At 45.7% G+C, this 19,912-nt stretch carries 18 protein-coding genes; 2 read left to right on the plus strand and 16 right to left on the minus strand.

Annotation, left to right across the window (positions count from 1 at the left end; translation table 11 throughout):
• Nucleotides 1–15: 15 nt before the first annotated feature.
• The 7 genes from VSQ32_07885 to dapF all read right to left on the minus strand — a co-directional run bounded on the left by VSQ32_07885 (nt 16) and on the right by dapF (nt 8,370).
• Entirely contained in the window at nt 16–882 is an 867-nt protein-coding gene (locus tag VSQ32_07885; GenBank protein ID MEH2942784.1) for a carbohydrate ABC transporter permease, read from the minus strand.
• Nucleotides 882–1,775 (minus strand): sugar ABC transporter permease, encoded by an 894-nt coding sequence (locus tag VSQ32_07890; protein ID MEH2942785.1) that lies wholly within the window; start codon nt 1,773–1,775, stop codon nt 882–884. The genes VSQ32_07885 and VSQ32_07890 overlap by 1 nt, the downstream gene beginning before the upstream one ends.
• Nucleotides 1,776–1,778: 3 nt before the next feature.
• The gene (locus VSQ32_07895) at nt 1,779–3,074 is read right to left on the minus strand and encodes an extracellular solute-binding protein (protein ID MEH2942786.1); all 1,296 of its coding nucleotides are present in this window, start codon (nt 3,072–3,074) and stop codon (nt 1,779–1,781) included.
• Nucleotides 3,075–3,407: 333 nt separating this feature from the next.
• Nucleotides 3,408–4,415 carry a LacI family DNA-binding transcriptional regulator gene (locus VSQ32_07900; GenBank protein MEH2942787.1) on the minus strand — a complete coding sequence of 336 codons (1,008 nt, stop codon included), beginning with the start codon at nt 4,413–4,415 and terminating at the stop codon, nt 3,408–3,410.
• A 22-nt stretch (nt 4,416–4,437) separates the two neighbouring features.
• A complete protein-coding gene (locus VSQ32_07905; protein ID MEH2942788.1) occupies nt 4,438–5,403 on the minus strand; it encodes a carbohydrate kinase in 966 nt (321 codons plus the stop codon).
• A 4-nt stretch (nt 5,404–5,407) separates the two neighbouring features.
• On the minus strand, nt 5,408–7,177 hold the full coding sequence (argS, locus tag VSQ32_07910) for an arginine--tRNA ligase (protein MEH2942789.1): 1,770 nt from the start codon (nt 7,175–7,177) through the stop codon (nt 5,408–5,410).
• Between the two features lie 347 nt (nt 7,178–7,524).
• Nucleotides 7,525–8,370: a diaminopimelate epimerase gene (gene dapF, locus VSQ32_07915; protein ID MEH2942790.1), complete on the minus strand. Its 846-nt coding sequence runs from the start codon at nt 8,368–8,370 to the stop codon at nt 7,525–7,527.
• Nucleotides 8,371–8,684: 314 nt separating this feature from the next.
• Here dapF and VSQ32_07920 point away from each other — a divergent pair, with 314 nt between their 5' ends.
• Nucleotides 8,685–9,602, plus strand: a complete 918-nt coding sequence (locus tag VSQ32_07920; GenBank protein MEH2942791.1) for an AraC family transcriptional regulator — start codon at nt 8,685–8,687, stop codon at nt 9,600–9,602.
• Here VSQ32_07920 and VSQ32_07925 read toward each other — a convergent pair.
• Nucleotides 9,596–9,742: a hypothetical protein gene (locus VSQ32_07925; protein MEH2942792.1), complete on the minus strand. Its 147-nt coding sequence runs from the start codon at nt 9,740–9,742 to the stop codon at nt 9,596–9,598. The two genes, VSQ32_07920 and VSQ32_07925, sit on opposite strands and share 7 nt — an antisense overlap.
• Nucleotides 9,739–10,443 (minus strand): hypothetical protein, encoded by a 705-nt coding sequence (locus VSQ32_07930; protein MEH2942793.1) that lies wholly within the window; start codon nt 10,441–10,443, stop codon nt 9,739–9,741. The genes VSQ32_07925 and VSQ32_07930 overlap by 4 nt, the downstream gene beginning before the upstream one ends.
• Nucleotides 10,444–10,787: 344 nt before the next feature.
• Here VSQ32_07930 and sigG point away from each other — a divergent pair, with 344 nt between their 5' ends.
• Complete coding sequence (gene sigG, locus VSQ32_07935) at nt 10,788–11,591, plus strand: RNA polymerase sporulation sigma factor SigG (GenBank protein MEH2942794.1); 804 nt, start codon at nt 10,788–10,790, stop codon at nt 11,589–11,591.
• Here sigG and VSQ32_07940 read toward each other — a convergent pair.
• The 7 genes from VSQ32_07940 to VSQ32_07970 form a co-directional block, all read right to left on the minus strand.
• A complete protein-coding gene (locus tag VSQ32_07940; protein ID MEH2942795.1) occupies nt 11,563–13,161 on the minus strand; it encodes an MBL fold metallo-hydrolase in 1,599 nt (532 codons plus the stop codon). The genes sigG and VSQ32_07940 overlap by 29 nt on opposite strands.
• Nucleotides 13,162–13,190: 29 nt before the next feature.
• Entirely contained in the window at nt 13,191–13,316 is a 126-nt protein-coding gene (locus VSQ32_07945) for a hypothetical protein (GenBank protein ID MEH2942796.1), read from the minus strand.
• A 50-nt stretch (nt 13,317–13,366) separates the two neighbouring features.
• Complete coding sequence (gene sigE / locus VSQ32_07950) at nt 13,367–14,107, minus strand: RNA polymerase sporulation sigma factor SigE (protein MEH2942797.1); 741 nt, start codon at nt 14,105–14,107, stop codon at nt 13,367–13,369.
• A gap of 12 nt (nt 14,108–14,119) precedes the next feature.
• Nucleotides 14,120–14,905, minus strand: coding sequence for a sigma-E processing peptidase SpoIIGA (locus tag VSQ32_07955; GenBank protein ID MEH2942798.1), 786 nt, complete (start codon nt 14,903–14,905; stop codon nt 14,120–14,122).
• A 368-nt stretch (nt 14,906–15,273) separates the two neighbouring features.
• Nucleotides 15,274–17,262, minus strand: coding sequence for an acetate--CoA ligase (acs, locus tag VSQ32_07960; protein ID MEH2942799.1), 1,989 nt, complete (start codon nt 17,260–17,262; stop codon nt 15,274–15,276).
• 485 nt (nt 17,263–17,747) lie between these two features.
• On the minus strand, nt 17,748–18,965 hold the full coding sequence (gene ftsZ, locus VSQ32_07965) for a cell division protein FtsZ (GenBank protein ID MEH2942800.1): 1,218 nt from the start codon (nt 18,963–18,965) through the stop codon (nt 17,748–17,750).
• Between the two features lie 198 nt (nt 18,966–19,163).
• Nucleotides 19,164–19,910, minus strand: a complete 747-nt coding sequence (locus tag VSQ32_07970) for an FtsQ-type POTRA domain-containing protein (GenBank protein ID MEH2942801.1) — start codon at nt 19,908–19,910, stop codon at nt 19,164–19,166.
• Nucleotides 19,911–19,912 lie beyond the last annotated feature (2 nt).

The raw sequence follows: 19,912 nt of genomic DNA on the forward strand, positions 1-19,912 counted from the left end.
TCCTTTATTCTGTTTTTATTTTACTGCACCGTTTACAACACCGTTGATAATCTGTTTCTGGCAAATGATATAGAAAACCAGAATTGGCAGCAATGCCAGCAGATAAGATGCAAATGCCAGGTTGTAGTTGGTTCCGAACTGTGACTGGAAATTCAGCTGTGCCAGCGGAAGGGTATTGACATCGCTTCCTGACATGATAACCAGCGGAGTCATAACATCATTCCATGTGCTCATTGCAGTAAGCACTGCTACTGTGGCGTGCATGGGCTTCATATTCGGGAAAATAATCTTCCAGTATGTCTGCCAGACGCCTGCACCGTCCACACATGCCGCTTCTTCCAGGGCAATCGGAATGTTTTTCAGATACCCGGAGTACAGCAGAATATTCATGGGCATGAAGAATACCACATACAGCACCACAACACCGAATCTGTTTGCAATTCCTATCTGAGAAGTCTGTTTTACCAGAGGCATCATCAATACTGCAAAAGGTACGAACATACCGCTTACAATATAGAAATAAGACACCTTAAACACTTTCAGCTTTGCCATCTTTCTTCCAATCACATAACCTGCCAGAGAATGCAGCAGGATACAGATAATTACCGTTGCTCCGGTAAGCAGTAAACTGTTGCCCAGAGAGCGCCAGAAATCCGTTACCCGCATCGCTTCTGCAAAATTGCTGAAACTCCAGCTTGAAGGAAATCCCAATGCTCCTGCCACGTCATTTGTCATTTCCGAAGGCTTTTTAAACGCAATGATTACTGTCATATAAAGAGGAAATAATATGGTAAGACAGCCAATTGCCAAAAGTACATTGATGATATTATTCACGGCCTTGCCGCCAACTGCTCCTTCGCTTCCTTTTTCTTTTTTTCCCATTATAACTGCTCCTCCTTACCTCCTAAGAATTTCATCTGCAGGAACGAAATCACTACGATTACTACAAAGAATACAAATGCATTTGCACTCTGGAATCCGAACTGTCCGCCGCTCATACCATTGTTGTAAATCAGGTAGGAAATGGATTCCGTACTCTGGGACGGGCCGCCCTTTGTCAAAGACATAATCTGGTCGAATACCATCAGCGCATTTTTCATACAGAGCACCAGGTTGATGGTGAAGAACGGAAGAATCAACGGGAAGGTAAGGCTCCAGAATTTTTTCCATCCGCTGACACCGTCAATCATTCCCGCCTCATAAACTTCTGCCGGAACGGTCTGCAGTCCTGATATGTAAATAATCGTATTCATTGCTATTCCCTGCCATGCACCTACAATCACAATGGCAATCCATGCTGTTTTGGTGCTTGCAAGCATACTGTTCTGGAGAAATCCGATTCCGGTTGCTTCTCCCACTGCCGGAAGGATGTATGTAAATACAAAGCTGAAAATATAACCTACAACCAGTCCTCCCAATATATTCGGTACAAAATATATTCCTCGTAACGCACTCTTTCCCCGTATTTCACGATTTAATCCCAAAGCAAGGATTAAACTGATGATGTTGACTGCAATAGTCATAACTACCGCATATTTAAACGTAAACAGATAAGATTTTCCCACACGCAAATCCGTAAACAGGTCTTTAAAATTCCGAAGGCCTACCATGTCAAAATCACCGTATCCCTTGTAATTGGTAAGACCGTAGTAAAAACCTTTTAATAATGGAAGGGTGTTGAACAGAAAGAACAGAATCAACACAGGAATCAGCATTCCAAGAAAAATCTTATCGTTTTTCGTCCACAACTTATCTCTCTTTCCTTCGTTTCCCATGGTCTATTCCCCCTTTTCCTGATATTCCTGCACTTTACTGATAATGTCCTTGTTATATCTTACCCATTCTTTATCAAATCTGGTAAGGAAGGTGTCCAGTGCATTGCTGCTGTCGTCGAACAGATAAGTCTGAATCATGGCGTCTACTGCCATTTCACTGGGATAATGGTGGTCCTGATAGTCTGCAACGATTCCATTTTCTATGTACTCTTTCATGCCGTCCAGTTCCGGAGCAATCTCAAAATCACCTTTCTTACACGGTACTGCACTCTGGTCATTCAGGTAATCCTGAATATTTTCGTCTTCCAACAGAAATCTTAATACTTCATAGGCTTCCTCTTTATGTTCACAGTCTTCCATTATGCAGAACATCAGATCGTTACCGGAATTCAGGATGTTTTCTTCTGCGTTGCTGCTTGCCGGAAATACAAAAGAATCAATGTTCATTTCCGGATTAACAGATTTAATCTGAGGGATTGCATAATTACCAATCACGTACATGGCTGACTGCCCTCTTGCAAAAGCAGTACATGCATCGTTGTAGCTGTATGCCACCGGATCAGACTGTCCGTATTTCAGAAGCTCCTTGTCTTTCACCGCAATTTCTTCATATGCCTCTGAAAATGTGGCGTTGCCGCTGTTTACCTGATATGCAATGTCCGTGCTGCAAAGATCTACTGCAATGGCGTTCCACGGCGCAAGGCAGGTCCAGGTATCCTTATATCCGAAATACAGTGGCTGGATTCCTTCTGCCTGAATGGTTTCACAGAGCTGATTGAATTCTTCCCATGTGGTGGGAATCTGCCATCCGTGTTCTTCAAACATATCTCTGTTGTAGAGAACGCCTGCCGCATTTGCCATATAAGGCACTGCGTAAACACCTTCCTGAGGCACATATTCCAGCTCTTTATTCGTAGCAAGATAGTTTTCCTTAATATCTGACAGACCGTCAAAATCGGAAATGTCCATCAACATTTTGGCATCCAGGAAATTGGAGTAGTTGATATCTCCGCCAATCCCGATAATATCAGGGTTGTTTTCCCGGATAAATCTGGTTTTCAAAATAACCATGGCATCATTCGGTGAATCAATCACCAGCTTAATGTTGTCGTGAGTCGCATTAAATTTTTCTTCCAGTGCTTCAAATACGTCCACTGCTTCCGGTTTGTAGTGGACCAGCTCAATCACAACCTTTCCGTCCGCATCATCCTTTTTGCTGCCACAGCCGCCAAGCAAAAGCCCTGAGACAATTGTCACAGCAAGGAATAATGCCATTACTTTTTTCTTTTTCTTTGCCATTTTTTACCTCCTCGTCTTTTTAAACAAATTTTCTGTTGGAACCTTGCTCTTTGCATTGCTAATTTTATTTAGTTATGTTTTGTTTTGCAACATATTATGTGCATAACCGTTTTTTTATACAAATTTTAGAATTAGTTTATGTATATTTTATATAAAAAAAGCGGGCATGACAGCTTTTTGCGCGCGGACAGATTGCGGAACCATAAAAAGGTCGTAAAAAAATAGCTGCTATATACAATATATGGATAAGACTCACCGAGTCTGAATGCCATATCCTGTATATAGCGGCTATTTTGTGACAGCCCCTTTCCAAACTGACAGAACAGTTATGATTCAGTTGATATTCCGGATGCTTTCTCTTACAATCAGCTCCACCGGGAGCTTAAATGACCTGGCAATAATTTCTTCTCCCCGGATTCTCTGCACCAGAAGTTTTACTGCCTCCTCCCCCTTTTCCTTCACCGACTGGCGCACCGTGGTCAGCATGGGCCTGCTCAGCCGGGCATAGATATTATCGTCAAATCCCGCCACAGAAATATCCTCCGGCACTCTCAGCCCTTCTCCGAAGAAAATACTGATGGCTTCATTGGCCAGCAAATCAGATACCACGAATATCGCCGTGTACCCTTCCTCTTTTGCTTTAAGAGCAAAGTTACGCAGCGCCTCCCGCCTCAGATTCCTGCCGGCAGGCAGATAATAGTAATCTTTGTTGCTGTAGGAAATGCCATAACTTTCCAGAGCGTCGCAGTAACCCCGGAACCGCTCAAAGGTACTGGATACCGGATTTTTCTTATCACAGAAAAAAGCGATTTTCCGATGCCCCTGCTTCAGCATAAATTCCGTTATCCGCTTCCCTCCTTCATAATCCGCAATTCCCACATTGTCGTAGTCTCCTTCCCCGCAGTCAATGTACACCAGAGGCTTTCCCACTCTGTTTGCGAATTCCTGACATTCCCAGGGGTCAAATCCAATCACAATACCCCCTTCTATATTACGGGCCTGCAGCTTATGAAAAATATCCTGCTCATCCTTTGGAATTCCGCACACCGGATACCGGCCGTATTCCTGCAGCTTCATGCATATGGCATTCAAAAGCTCCGCACAGAACGGGTCTGTAAAAACACTTTCTTTATATCGAAGACAGAAATCCACCGATATCAGCTTCAATGCCTTTCCGTACTCTTCCCGGTGAACAGTTTTCTGAAATCCGTACTGTACCAGTGCCTCCTCAATTCTCTGCCTTGTGGCAGGCGACATTTTCTCTGTATGACCGTTTACAACATTTGACACGGTTGTAGGGCTGATCCCCAATATCGATGCAATTTCTTTAATCGTAATCATAACTGCTCCCTGACTGCACTACTTATGCATTTTCGTTGATAATTTTATGTACATCATCCGTCTCCGGCATGGAACGGATGGCTCCCTTCCTGGTGGTAACCAGATAAGCCGCCGCATTTGCAAAGGTCAGCATCTGTTCCAGATCTTCTTTTGTCAGGCTGTCAATGTCCCGGTACAGCAGTCCGTAAAGAATACTTCCGCAGAACGTATCTCCCGCTCCGGTGGTCTCAATGGTTCCCCCTAACTTAAAGCTGGGTTTATATACCATCATATCTTTATAGAAGGCATAACTCCCCTCTGCTCCCGCTGTTACCTGGAACAGCTTTACAGGGAACTTCTCCCGGAGAATTGCCGCCCCTTTTTCAATATCCTTCTCTCCTGTAAGGAATTCCACTTCCTCCTCGGAAATTTTACATACGTCGCATTTGCTCAGACCGTACTCCATCTTCTCTTTTGCAACACTCAGATCCTTCCAGAGCGGAATCCGCAGATTCGGGTCAAAGGAAATCAGAACCCCGTTCTCTTTTGCAACATTCACTGCCTTCTCCGTAGCTGCGCACACCCCTTCATGGGTCATGGACAAGGTTCCGAAATGGAAAATCCTGCTGTTTTTAATCTGTTCCTCATCCACTTCATCTTCCGTCAGCATCATATCCGCCCCCGGATTCCGGTAAAATGCAAAATCCCGGTCGCCGTTTTCAAAGGTCTTTACAAAGGCAAGGGTGGTTTTTACTTCCTCGTCAAAACAAAGACCGTCCGTGCCGATTTTCAGCTCCTCCAGAGTATCCCGCAGCAGATAACCGAACTGATCCTTTCCCACCTTGCCGATAAAGTTCGTGGTTCTTCCGCATTTATTCAGCAGTGCCAGCACATTGCAGGGAGCTCCGCCCGGATTTGCCTCCAGCAGGGAATTCCCCTGTTCGGATTCCCCGGTATAAGTAAAATCAATCAACAGTTCCCCCAGTGCCGTTACATCATATTTCTTCATATTCCTACATCCTTTCCGGAGCTTCAAAGCCAAGTACGTCAATGCAGATTTCCAGTGCTTTCCTGGTCAGCTCCAATAATTTTATATAACCTGCCTGTATCATTTCGTCAGGTTCTGCCATAATTTTTGTCTCATGATAAAAATGATTAAAAGCGTTTGCAAGGTCGTAAATATACGCGCACACCTTATGGGGCGCTTTTTCTTCAAAGGCACTTTCCATCATACCGTTAAATTTACTGAGTTCCAGCATCAGCGCCTTCTCGCTGTCCGAATGAGCAGGAAGGATTCCTGCATGTTCCGGCAGTTCCCGTGATTCCTGATATTTCTTCAGGATAGACTTCATACGCACAATGGTATAGAGAATATAAGGCCCTGTATTTCCCTCAAAAGAAGTGAAACGCTCGATATCAAAAATATAGTCTTTGGAGGCCTGGTTGGATAAATCCCCGTACTTGATGGCAGAAAGGGCCACTGTTTTTGCAGTTTCCCGGCCTTCCGCTTCCTCCACGGTATGATTGTCCGCAATCTTTTTGTACATTTCCTCATTGATACCGGACACCAGATATTCCAGACGCATAACGCCTCCTTCTCTGGTTTTGAATGGTTTCCCATCCTTCCCGTTCATGGTGCCGAAGCCCAGGAATGTCAGTTCCGTCTCCGGCCCCACCAGTCCTGTTTTTCTGGCGCAGCGGAATACCTGTGTAAAATACAGTTCCTGCCGCTTGTCCACCACATAGATGATTTCATCCGGATGGTAGTCCTGCATACGCCATACTATGGTGGCAAGGTCGGTGGTGTTATACAAAGAGGCTCCGTCTGATTTTAAAATCATACAGGGGGGAATCTCTTTGGTGTCCGTATCTTCCTTCACGTCCACCACCAGCGCGCCCTCGCTGATATAGGCGAATCCGTCTTTCTTCATCTTTTCCACCATATCCGGAATATAGGGCTGGGCGTCGGATTCTCCCTTCCACAGCTCAAAGGATACGTTCAGATTTTCATAATTGCGCTTTAAATCACTGACTGACACATTTAAAATATGATTCAGCAAAGCTCTGTAGCCTGCCCTGCCATGCTGCAGTTCATAAGTTGCTTCCATGGCCGCTTCCTTATAGGCTTCGTCCTCTTTGGATTTCCCGCTGGCAGCAGGATAGATTTCCTCCAGTTCAGAAATGGTAAAAGGTGGCTCCGGGGGATATTCCCCCGTGTAATCTTCATCAAAATACACAAGCTCCGGTTTCCGCGCTTTCAGTTCGGTGATAATCAGCCCCATCTGCAGGCCCCAGTCCCCCAGATGTACGTCTCCAATCATATTATGGCCCATAAACCGGCCGATCCGCTTCACACTTTCCCCGATAATGGCAGAACGCAGATGGCCCACATGGAGGGGTTTTGCCACATTTGGTCCGCCATAGTCTATCAGAATGGTTTTGGGATGTTCACATTTATTGCAGCCCAGCCGCTGTCCGTCCCCTTCCATCTGACGCAGATATTCTGCCAGATATTCCGGGCTCAGTTTCAGATTCAGAAATCCCGGTTTTACTGATTCTGCCGATTCGAACATTCCATTTTTCTGTAACTGCTCTGCCACCTTGTCCGCAATCAGAAAGGGAGCGCATTTATACTCCCTGGCGGCAGCCATGGCACCATTGCACTGGTATTCGCAGAGGTCCGGACGGTTCGACAAGGTAACCTTTCCGTATTTTTCATCGTAACCGCAGGTCTTTAAGGCCTCCATCACCTGTTTGCTGATCACATCCAATATCTTTTCCATAAATTCTCTCCTGTAACTCTTATTGCTCCCGGAACAGCCCCCTTTTCATCATCCAAAGGGCCGGATTCCATAAATGTAACTAATTTCCTATATCATAACAAAAAGCGGGGAAAATGTCACCCACTTTTTTGCGTTTCTTCCTATTAATTGTATTTTTTCTGAAAAGAAGCTGCCGCAAAATAGCTGTCATATACGAAATATGGCGTAAAACTCACAGTTCTCACCCATACATTGTATATAACCTGCGTTTTGCAACAGCTTATTTCCAAAAGCATTCTTTGCTGTTTTCGATTCCTGCAGCTTCAATGCATATGCATATTTCTCCTCAGCGGACTCCCCTCTTCCGGTCAGGCAAAAAAATTCTCCGCCAGTGTAAATGTACCCACGGTTCCCACACTTCCGGTCATATAAATGGTTTCGTCTTCTTCCATCTCAATCAGAAGGTCTCCGCCCTGCATATGCACTGTTACCTTATTGTCTACAAGGCCCATCCTCTTTGCCGCTGCCGCCGCCGCACAGGCTCCGGTTCCGGAAGCCAGCGTATAGCCTGCACCGCGCTCATATATTTCAATGGCAATATTTTCCCGGTCAATTACTTTGCATATCTGCATATTGGTACGATTGGGAAAATATTCCGCCCCTTCCACATAAGGCCCCAATGCCCTGGCTTTCTGCGGCGTCACTTCCTCCATCATAATCACACAGTTGGGATTCCCCACAGACAGACAGGTGGTATTGTAATCATTGTCATGGAATCTCAGATGAGCATTTACAATCTCACCCTGCAGGCCGGTCAGTGGCATTTCCTTTCCCGCATACACCGGCTTTCCCATATTTACCCGCATCATACTTCCGTCTTCTTCCACAAATTCAATTTCCACATCTCCTGCCAGCGTATTCAGGCTGAACTTTCTGTCCTTCACATATCCCTCATCCAACAGGTATTTTGCAAAAATCCGTACGCCGTTTCCGCTCTTTTCCGCCTCGGAACCATCCGGATTAAAAATACGTACTTTTATTTTTCCATCTTCCATAATGGGGCCATACAGCAGACCATCTGCACCCACGCCGAAATTCCTCCGGCAGAGCATTTCTATATTTCTTGTCTGCAGCACCATATCATTTTTATTGGGGTCCAGTACCAGATAATCATTTCCGAGACCATGGTATTTTTTCATTGTAATACTGTCCATACATTCCACCCTTTCTTTTCTGTTCAGCATATGCCAAAACCTGCCGATTCATACCACTGCCATGTAAACTGTAACTATTTTAACTCATTCTTTTTGCATATAACAGTAAATTTATTGCTTGAAACACTGCAAAAAGTGCTGTATAATTTATCATGAGGAGGAGCCCTGATGATTTTTGAAAACCCCTGATGATTTTTGAAAACCCCTGATGATTTTTGAAAACCCCTGATGATTTTTGAAAACCCCTGATGATTTTTGAAAACTCCTGATGATTATCATGAGGAGGGGCCCGCTTGCGGGAGGAGGGACAAATCATGCATCATAACTCAGAGAAAGCAAAAGAAAAACAGACCGGATATCTTCATCAGAATTTCCGTCTGTTTCATTTAAAAGATAAAAAAAATCAGGAATTTGAATTCCACTACCATGATTTCAACAAGATTATTATATTTTTATCCGGCAACGTCACCTATTTCGTGGAAGGTAAGGCTTACGACCTGAAGCCCTGGGACATCCTTCTGGTCAACAACCATGACATTCACAAGCCTGTGATTGACGCAGGCGTCACCTATGAACGCATTGTCATCTGGCTGCAGCCGGAATTTATCAGAGAGCAGCAAGACCGTTCCTGCGATTTGTCCCGCTGCTTTACTACAGCAACCGCAAAAAGGTTCAATCTGATTCGGCTGAATCATCATCTGCAGGCAGACATACAGACCATTCTGCAGCAGCTTGAATCATCTCTCGCCAGCAGAGAATTCGGCCATGAAGCTCTGAGCCAGGCATATTTCCTGCAGTTTATGGTATATCTGAACCGTATTTTCCTGCCGGAAACATGTCAGCCGGACTTTTCCGCTTCCCGGTATGACAGACAGATTGCCGATATTCTGTCTTACATCAACCTGCACCTGGCAGAAGACCTGTCCAATGAGACCCTGTCACGTCAGTTTTTTGTAAGTAAATATTATCTGATGCACAAGTTCAAAGAGCATACCGGATACACCCTTCATGCCTATGTGCAGCAAAAACGCCTGCTACATGCCAAAGACCTGATTCAGGAGGGCACACCCATTTTAAAGGCTTCTTCTCTGTGCGGTTTTTCCGATTATTCCACATTTCTTCGGGCATTCCGCAAATTTTACGGAATCTCTCCCAAAGCCTTTCTCACTTCCGGCAGTGAACCCTCCGGATTCCGCGACGCCCGGACAGACATAACGCACATACCTTACTGACGAATATAAATTCCCTGCTGTTCAATAAAATCTTCCAGCTCATCCTGCGCGTCCTGTGACCAGGTTTCGCTCAAAGGGGTGTGCTTCCTGTCCGTCTCATTTTCACGGGCTGATTCCTCTCTGTCCTTTAACTGTTTCATGCTTCCGCCTCGCTTTCATCTGTCTGCCCCGGTCCTTCATCAAACCCGCTCTCTGGCGGTTCCTGCATTTCTTCCGGCCCCGGAATTGCCGTGCCCATATCTTCCTGTTCTCCGGCCGGAATTTCTTCCTGATATTCCTCAGCCGGAAGCTCCTGTATTTCTTCTTCTAACGGAACAGCTTCTTTCTGCCCCATTTCTCCATCTGGTGCAGTTTCTCCGGAAGCTCCTTCCGGAACTGAACTGTCAGATTCCGCATTGTCTGTTTCTGCTCCGGCGTCATTCCCCTGATTTTCTTCCGGTACAGGTATTTCCACCGGCTCACTTTTTTGTGCCAGTGCAATACTGCTGGCAGATATAATATCCTGCAACTGCTTGCTTTTTTCACTTAATATCGCCTCTACTCTTTCCTGTGTTATGTCATCCATCGGATGTTTCCCGGTAGCATCCATTCCTGTTGCCAGTTGTTTTTCCAGCATTTTCTGTTCAGCCAGAAGCCGCTCTATCTCCATGGCCTTTTTCTTATCTTCATCATCCCGCAGCCGCCTTGCAAGTTCTTCCGCTGTCTCTCTGTCCTGCTGTCTGGATTCCTCCTGCTGTCTGCGTTCCAGCTCTTCTTTAGAAATATAAACAATATTTCTGCGTTTTACAATACTCCTGGCAATTTTTTCCCGTTCATTTCTTTTATCAATGGCATCTTTCATCGTTATCTGTCTCCTAACAACAAATTCTTCAGTTTTCACTCGTCGAATGTCCCAGGGCCCGTCTGCCGCTGCCCACGGTACAAACAGCCCTTCCATTTTCCTCTGCCCTTTACGTTTATTATACCATAATCACTTCGTGATAAAGTATGGTAACGTATGCGCACTTCGGCGCATATAATATCTGACGATATTATACCATAATCACTTCGTGATAAAGTATGGTAACGTATGCGCACTTCGGCGCGTATAATATCTGACGATATTATACCATGAAAATTTCATGAATAAAAGTAGCAAATTACGCGCATTCTTTTAATACATCAAAACTTTCCGGAGGTAACATCATGGCTGCATACAAAGTAGAAATCTGCGGAGTCAACACTGCAAAACTCCCCGTATTAAAAGAGGAAGAAAAAAGCGACCTGTTTTCCCGCATCAAAGCGGGAGATCTGGAAGCCCGCGAGGCTTATATCAAAGGCAATCTCCGACTGGTCTTAAGCGTAATCAAACGCTTTTCCAACAGTAATGAAAATGTGGATGATCTGTTCCAGATCGGATGTATCGGGTTAATCAAATCCATCGACAATTTTAATCCGGATATCGGTGTGAAATTTTCCACCTATGCAGTTCCCATGATTATCGGAGAAATCAGACGTTACCTGCGGGACAACAATTCCATCCGGGTAAGCCGCTCCCTGCGGGATACTGCATACAAAGCAATCCACGCCAGAGAGCTGCTGTCCAAAGAACTCTCCCGCGAGCCCACCATAGAAGATATTGCAAAGGAAATTGATATCCCCAAAGAAGACATTGTATTTGCTCTGGACGCCATTCAGTGTCCTGTCAGCCTCTATGACCCGGTCTACACGGACGGAGGAGACACCCTTTATGTAATGGACCAGATCAGCGACAAAAAGAATAAAGAAGATACCTGGGTGGAAGAACTTTCCTTAAGCGACGCCATGAAACGGTTAAATGAGCGTGAAAATTACATTATCAAACTCCGGTTCTTTGAAGGCAAAACACAAATGGAAGTGGCGGAAGAAATCCACATCTCCCAGGCCCAGGTAAGCAGACTGGAAAAATCTGCATTAAAAAATATGAAAAATTATCTCTCCATTACTCCCACTTATCACAGAGAGAGTTAATCTGATCTGCGAATTTTCCAAGTTCTTTGTTAGGCCGCCCTTCTGATTTGCGGATAACCGCCAACAGGCGCTCGCCGGCCGCCAGAAGCCTTGTAAAAACATTGGAAACTCCACGGGACTCTTTTGCTTTCTGCACTTTCTTTTCCCGGCTTCCCTCTGCCACACAGACATTTTTTTCCAGATCATAAATGTCTCCGCTGTAGGGAGCTGTGGCCGCAAGCCCCGTTTCTTTCGTCACCAGAGCTGCAAAGGTATCGCACACGCTGTCTTCTCCATGCACTACAAACACACGTTTCGGTGTTTCCCCGAAGGCTTTCACCCATTCCAGCAAATGCTGCTGATCCGCATGACCGCTGATTCCCGCCAGATTCTGGATTCTGGCATGGACTTCAATGGTTTCACCAAACAGTTTCACTTCTTTCGTTCCGTTCAGCAGCATATTTCCAAGGGTTCCCGGCACCTGATAACCCACGAACAGAATGGTGGAATCCCTGCGCCAGAGATTGTGTTTCAAATGATGGCGAATCCGTCCCGCTTCACACATACCGGATGCGGAAATAATCACAATGGGTTTTTCAATGAAATTAATCATTTTGGATTCGTCGCTGGTTACGGCTACCTTAAGTCCCGGAAAACTGATGGGATTCTTCCCTTTGCGCACCAGCTCCAGCGCTTCCTCATCGAAACATTCTTTTACATTTTTATGGAAAATACTGGTAGCCTCCACTGCCAGCGGACTGTCTATATACACCTCAAAATCCTCAAATTCCGGCAGCAGGTGTTCTGTTTTGATTTTCCGCAGAAAATACAGCATTTCCTGTGTTCTGCCCACGGAAAAGGCCGGAATCACCACATTTCCGCCTCTGGTAAATGCATCCTTGCACACCTGTGCAAGCTCTGTTGCATAATCCGGCGGATTCTGATGGAGACGGTCCCCATAGGTGGATTCCATAATCACATAGTCAGCCTCCCGAATGTATCGGGGATTCCGGATTAATGGTTTGTTGCCGTGGCCGATATCACCGGAAAAAACAAGTTTTACCTGTTTTCCTTCTTCAGTTCCCCAGATTTCAATACTGGAAGAACCCAGAAGATGGCCCGCATCCACAAAGCGAATGGTAATTTCCGGACAAAGGGTAATAATCTCCCCGTATTCGCATGGAATAAAATGCTCCAGTACCCCCACTGCATCGTCCATGGTATACATGGGCTCCACCAGAGGCCTTCCTGCACGCTTTGCCTTCCGGTTTTTCCATTCCGCCTCAAACATCTGAATATGGGCCGAATCTTTCAACATAATATTACACAGTTCCACAGTTGCTCTGGTACCATAGACTTTCCCCCGAAATCCATGGCTGTACAACAGTGGCAGCAGACCGGAATGGTCAATATGGGCATGGGTAATCAGTACATAGTCAATTTCGGCCGTATTGACCGGAATCTCCTGATTTTCATACAAATCCGCTCCCTGCTCCATTCCGCAGTCCACCAGCAGATGGACGTCTCCCATCTGCACATAATGACAGCTTCCTGTCACCTCATGGGCTGCCCCCAAAAATTCAAGTTTCAAATCACCATCTCCTTTGTAAAATTTTTGATTTATACCACCGGGGCTCTTCCCGCAAGCGGGCCCCTCCGGTTCATCATAAGGGCTCTTCCCGCAAGCGGGCCCCTCCGGTTCATCATAAGGGCTCTTCCCGCAAGCGGGCCCCTCCGGTTCATCATAAGGGCTCTTCCCGCAAGCGGGCCCCTCCTCATGATAAATTTTACCACATTTATTCGAATTTTACGATTTCTTTTTTCAGACGTTTCATAATCTTTTTTTCCAGGCGGGAAATATAGGACTGGGAAATTCCCAGCAGGTCTGCAACTTCTTTCTGGGTCATCTCCTCTCCCTGGGCGTGGTTCAGACCAAACCGCAGCTCCACAATGGCCCGTTCCCGCTCGGAAAGTTTCGCCACTGCCTTTTTCAGAAGATTCTTCTCTACCTCTGTCTCAATATCGCGGTATATAATATCCTCGTCCGTCCCAAGAATATCTGACAGAAGCAGCTCATTTCCATCCCAGTCCACGTTCAGCGGCTCGTCGATGGAAACCTCCATTCTGGTCTTATTGTTCCGTCTGAGATACATCAGGATTTCATTTTCGATACAGCGGGAAGCATAGGTGGCCAGTTTGATATTTTTGGTGGGATTAAAGGTGTTGATGGCCTTAATCAGGCCGATAGTCCCAATAGATATCAAATCTTCCACTCCAATACCTGTATTGTCAAATTTTTTGGCTATGTACACCACCAGCCGCAGATTGTGCTCAATAAGTATGCTTCTGGCACGTTCCGATTCCTCTCCGTCCAGCATCTGGATACAGCGGTTTTCTTCCCGTGCTTCCAGAGGCGGAGGCAGAATTTCCGCCCCTCCGATATAGTGGATATCCCCTTTTTTCATCATCAGCAGACTGCGCAGGCTGGGTATCAGCTTTAACTGAAAGTGCCGCGGTATTGCAATTTTTATGTACATAATCTTCCTCCTTTAACTTTCCATGGCTTTCCCATTTAATATCACATCACATCTGTCATCCTGAAACAGCTTTTCATCTGCAAGACCGAATACGGGTTTTTTCAGGTATCGGGGACATCCTTCTCTGACAATGTACATTCCCTCCAGTGTCACAGCCTCCAGAAGCCCTGATTCCTGTCCCAGCGAATGGAAAGGAATCAGCCTTGTGGGAAGCTGTTCCCGCTGTATCTGAGCCTGCAGAAGTTCCCGTTTTATAATATGTACCGGCCGGTTGCCCAGAGGGTCCGTCAGCAGATTTCCCGTGTCGTAAAAACCCTTTACAGAAAGATTCCCTTCTCCGGTTACCAGAAGAAGGTCATAAAGAGTTTCTTTTTCCCGTTTTACATGTCCCAGTATTTTCCCCGCTGTACCAAGGAACAGCAGCGCTCCTGCCAGACAGAGCACAAAATATCCGCTTCCTTTTCCCCTTTGCATACTCCAGGACAACACACCTCCCAGCAGTACAAATGCCACATAGGTAATCGCCCACTGACATAAAAATTCCTTTTTCTTTCTGCTCCCATAACACAGATACACCATCAGAGGATTTATCAGGAAATGGACGCAGAGCTGGTACATGGTATAATTCGCCAGACTGAGAAAAAGGATCATGGAGCCGGCTGTTCCTGCAAAGCTGCCCAGCAGCAGTCTTCCGGGACGAATCCGCTGCTTCATCAGTTTTCCCGCCAGAGTAAGAGCCAGGCTGTCCATGACAAAATTTGTCAGAAACCAGACGTCTGCATACAGTTCATATTTCACCTGCTCCCTCCTTGTCTGTTCTTCCTGCAGGCTGAGCCTGATACCGTACAGTATAAAACGAAACCGGAGATTTTTTTGTCAAACCATTGTCCTCTTTTGGAAAAATTCTTTTACAGAAACCGACAGGATAATTTATGGGATTCGGCCAGAATAAAGCAGTCATCCTGCCCGAAGGGCTTTATCTTACAGGAAATCTATATGATTTAACAATTCACGGTAACATAACGTCTCCTGATAAAAAAATGCCATGCAATCGGCGAACCTTTTGCATGGCATTTTTTATTTTCCGTTTACCTGGACAATCTTCATAATTGTTACAGTCTTTCCTTATAGGCCGCTTCTATTCACTGCGGAGTCTTTTTCCACTGTTACACAATACGGTTGTCGTCTATAATTTTTACAATACCTGGCTCCGCCAGAATATTCAGCATGGAAGTATCAATTTCATTTCCTGTCCCGGCGGCAATTTTACGAAGAATCCGCCGCACAATCTTACCGGAACGGTTCTTGGGCATTTCCTGCACAAACTGGATTTTACCCGGTGTGGCAATGGGCCCGATTTCCTGTCTTACCAGGTTTTTCAGCTCATCACGCAATGTGTCGTTTCCTTCCCATTCTGCAGAAGTAACCACATAAACATACAGGTCTTCTCCTTTTACCGGATGGGGATATCCCACCACTGCCGCTTCCACCACGCCCGGATGGGAACAGAGCACCTTCTCCACTTCTACGGTACCCAGACGGTGCCCGGAAATATTTACAATATCATCAATTCTTCCGGTAATCCAGAAATATCCGTCTTCGTCTTTGTATGCACCGTCGCCGGTAAAGAAATATCCGGGCTGCTGGGTATAATATCCGGTGATATGGCGCTCCGGCTCTCCGTAAAGGGTACGCATGATTCCTGGCCAGTTGGATTCCAGGCACAGCTCGCCTTTTTCATTTACATCTGCTTCTACCGCCGGCTCATCACCGGAATTTCTTGCACGCAGAATTACCGGTTTTACCCCGAAAAACGGCAGAGCGGCACTTCCCGGTTTCAGCCCCATGGCCCCCGGAATGGCAGAAATCAGGATACCTCCTGCTTCTGTCTGCCACCAGGTATCCACAATGGGGCAGTGATCATGGCCTATATGGTGATAATACCACTGCCATGCTTCCGGATTGATAGGTTCTCCCACAGAGCCCAGCAGCCTGAGACTGGAAAGATCATGTTTCTCCACCCATTTTATATCCTTATTCATCAGGGAGCGGATTACCGTTGGAGCAGTATAGAACGTAGTTACTTTAAATTTGTCAATAATGTGCCAGAACCGGTCCGGCTCCGGATAAGTGGGGATGGACTCATACAGCACCGTGGTCGCTCCATTTAAAAGGGGCCCGTATACAATGTAAGAATGGCCTGTAATCCAGCCGATATCCGCGGTACAGAAGAACACATCATCCTCTTTATAATCAAAAATATATTTAAATGTGGTATAAGTATACACCATATAACCTGCCGTAGTATGCAGGGTTCCTTTTGGTTTTCCGGTGGAACCTGAGGTGTACATAATAAACAGCGGGTCTTCCGCGTCCATTTTCTCTGCCGGGCAGAAATCAGAAATTTCTTCCAGCATCAGCTCTTTGGAAAGAGAGGTATCACGATATACAATATAAGGCACGTCAAAGTCCACCATACGGTCTACTACAAATACATCGTCAATAGTAAGACCTGCGCTGGCGCACAGCATACATGCCCGGTCCACATTTGCCTTGGCATTGATTTTCTTTCCTCCCCGCCAGTAACCATTTGTCGTCACCAGTTTCTTGGCGCCGCAGGCCAGCATCCTGTCTGCCAGAGCCTCGGCAGAAAATCCGCCGAATACCACCGTATGTACCGCACCGATTCTGGCACAGGCCAGCATAACCACAGGAAGCTGCCAGATCATGGGCAGATACAAGGCAATACGGTCACCTTTTTTCACACCGTTTTTCTTAAGTACATTTGCAAAACGACATACATGTTTCAGCAGCTCTTTGTAGGTAAACTGCTTGCAGTCCGCTTCCGGCTCGCCCTGAAACAGGAGCGCAATCTTATCTCCTCTTCCTTTTTCAATCTGGGCATCCAGGCAGTTATAGGAAATATTTGTTTTTCCGCCTATGAACCATTCATTGTCTCCGATTTCCGGTTCTCCCCGGTATACTTTTACCCAGGGCCGGAACCAGTGAAAATCTTTGGCAATATAACCCCAGAATGTCTCCGGATCATCAATGGACTGTTTCCACATTCTCTCATACTCTGCACGGCTCTGAATATTCGCCTGTTCTACAAAATCTCTTTCCGGCAGGTACATATCATCTCTTTCTGTCGCCATGGTAAAATCCCCCTGTCTTATTTTGATTTGATATTTCAATATTACAGTTACCCTTACAACCGCTGACTGGTGGCTGCGCACCTGATACAGGATTGTACTGAAAAAAATACACTTCTTATTATCTATTTTACAGATTGTTAAATATTTGTCAATACTGAATTGTTATTTTTTTAACAATTTTATACAATCCTTGCGTTATGTATAAAAAAGCGGACAGGTCCGCTTCAACTCCCTAAATCCCTCATTCTTGAGGGACCTGGGCGCTTTGTCGCGCGCGAGCGGATTGCCTGGCAATAAATTTCCTCTCCATGAGCTGCGCATCTTAATTTTCTTCTACAGGAAGACACTTTCATGCGTTAGCGTGACAAGGTCTTTCCTGTAAGATAAAAAAACCGTTGCATACATGCAACGGTTTCTGTTTCACTGTGTTCTTCCGGCTGTCTCAGGTTACGCCTGCAGCCAGCCTCAAAACAGCTATGTACTTTTTATTTTCTTGTATTCTTCAAAAATTCCGGAATCTTAATATCCCGCTCCGGCACACTGCTCTCCGGTTTTCTGGGCCTCTGAATCCCCAGTGTTGAAGCGGTAACCCCCAGATTGCTGCCGGCGGCAGAAGACTGGGTGGTTCCATAAGGATTGGCCGGACGTGCCACCGTACCAAGATTGCCGGAAGCAGTTCTTGCTGTGGTGGGCATTCTGGTAGCAGTCGTCTGAGAATACTTCATGCCTGACATTACCTTCGGCGCTGCTGCCGCATCCTCCAGTCCGGTTGCAATCACTGTGATAATTGCTTCGTCTGCCATGGCCTCGTCAAATTTCGCACCAAAAATAATATTTGCATTATCTCCTGCCAGATCCTGCACATAGCTGGCCGCATCGTTGGCATCCATCAGAGAAATATCACCGGAAATATTAATAATTACATGAGACGCACCGGTAATGGTAGTCTCCAGCAACGGACTTGCCACTGCCAGTTTCACAGCCTCCGTAGCCTTATCATCACCTTTGGCCATACCAATACCGATATGTGCCATTCCCTTATCCTTCATAACAGTCTGTACATCTGCAAAATCCAGATTAATCAGGGCAGGTACATTAATCAGATCCGTAATGCCCTGTACTGCCTGCTGTAACACTTCATCAGCCTTTTTCAGCGCATCCGGCATGGTGGTCCGTCTGTCCACGATTTCCAGCAGCTTGTCATTGGGAATCACAATCAGAGTATCCACGCTGGCCTTCAGACGCTCAATGCCGCCCAGTGCATTGACCATACGGGCCTTTGCTTCGAATTTAAAAGGCTTTGTCACAACTCCCACGGTCAGGATGCCCATTTCCTTTGCAATCCTTGCAACCACCGGCGCTGCTCCTGTTCCGGTTCCGCCACCCATTCCGCAGGTAACGAATACCATGTCCGCACCTTTAATCTCGGCAGTCAGTTCGTCAATACTCTCTTCTGCGGCCTTTTCTCCAATCTCCGGCTGAGCTCCCGCTCCAAGCCCTTTGGTGAGCTTCTCGCCAATCTGAATCAGAGTAGGTGCCTTGCAGAGCGTCAATGCCTGCTTGTCCGTATTGATTCCAATAAACTCAACACCACCTATATTTTCCTCAATCATTCTATTGACTGCATTATTTCCAGCCCCTCCCACACCGATTACGATGATTTTTGCACTGGAATCCGCCTCTGTCGTCATTATTTCAAGCAAGGTTCTTCCTCCTTTTGTCCTCTATATGAACACTTTCTATTTAATCCCACTTTAAACTCTTATACTATATAGTATAATTTTTTCGGGAATTAATCAATAACATTTTACAAATTTGCAAAATTTTTTCTAACAGTTCAGCCATAGACTGTACTGCGGACGAATCATGCCAGCATGAATGAGTTCGCAATACAGGCTATACTATTTTGCTTCTTCAAAGGTAATATCAGTGGTATTTTCCGTCCACCCTTCCAGATGAAGGGTTCCCTTTTTTCCCTGCAGCTGCGGCAATACGTAAGAAAGCCGCACTACCTTTTCGTTCAGTTTCCGGGCCTGTCCAATCAGAACCGTAATATCACCGTAATTCAGAACATAGTTTCCTTCTTCTCCATATTTGATATTATCCGGTACCTGCTCATACTTTTTCAGCATCTGTGTCAGGGACAGCAGATTTTTCAGAATATCTTTCCCTTTAATTGGAAGTTTTTCATACAGTACAATCTGCTCCACATCCAGTCCGCTTACTTTCGGCACTCCTTCAATTACCTCCGAGGACATTTCCACCACAAATCCATCTTTGTCAAAATAGGCATTCTGCCCCAGAGTATCAATATAGACCCGTCCCAGCAATGCCTTTTCCTGGACTGTAATTTCCAGGGTGTGGGGAGATTTCAGAGAAATCTCCATATTGTCCACAAAAGGCATTTCCTTTGGTTCCACAAATTTATACTTAAAATACACATACAGACTGTTCCAGCAGTATTCATCATCCAGCATCCATTCCCGGATTGTTTCATCCGGATAATGCTCATTTCCTGTAACCTTTACTTTTTCCACGGTAAATACTTTCAGGACAATCAGCGCGCCGATGGCAAACAGCAACAGAATGATAAGGAAGGTCAGCCCCGCAGACTGCCATCTCTTCTTTTTTCGTTTTCCTTTTCCCATAT

Source organism: Lachnospiraceae bacterium JLR.KK002 (genome assembly GCA_036941025.1).
Lineage (GTDB): Bacteria > Bacillota > Clostridia > Lachnospirales > Lachnospiraceae > Petralouisia.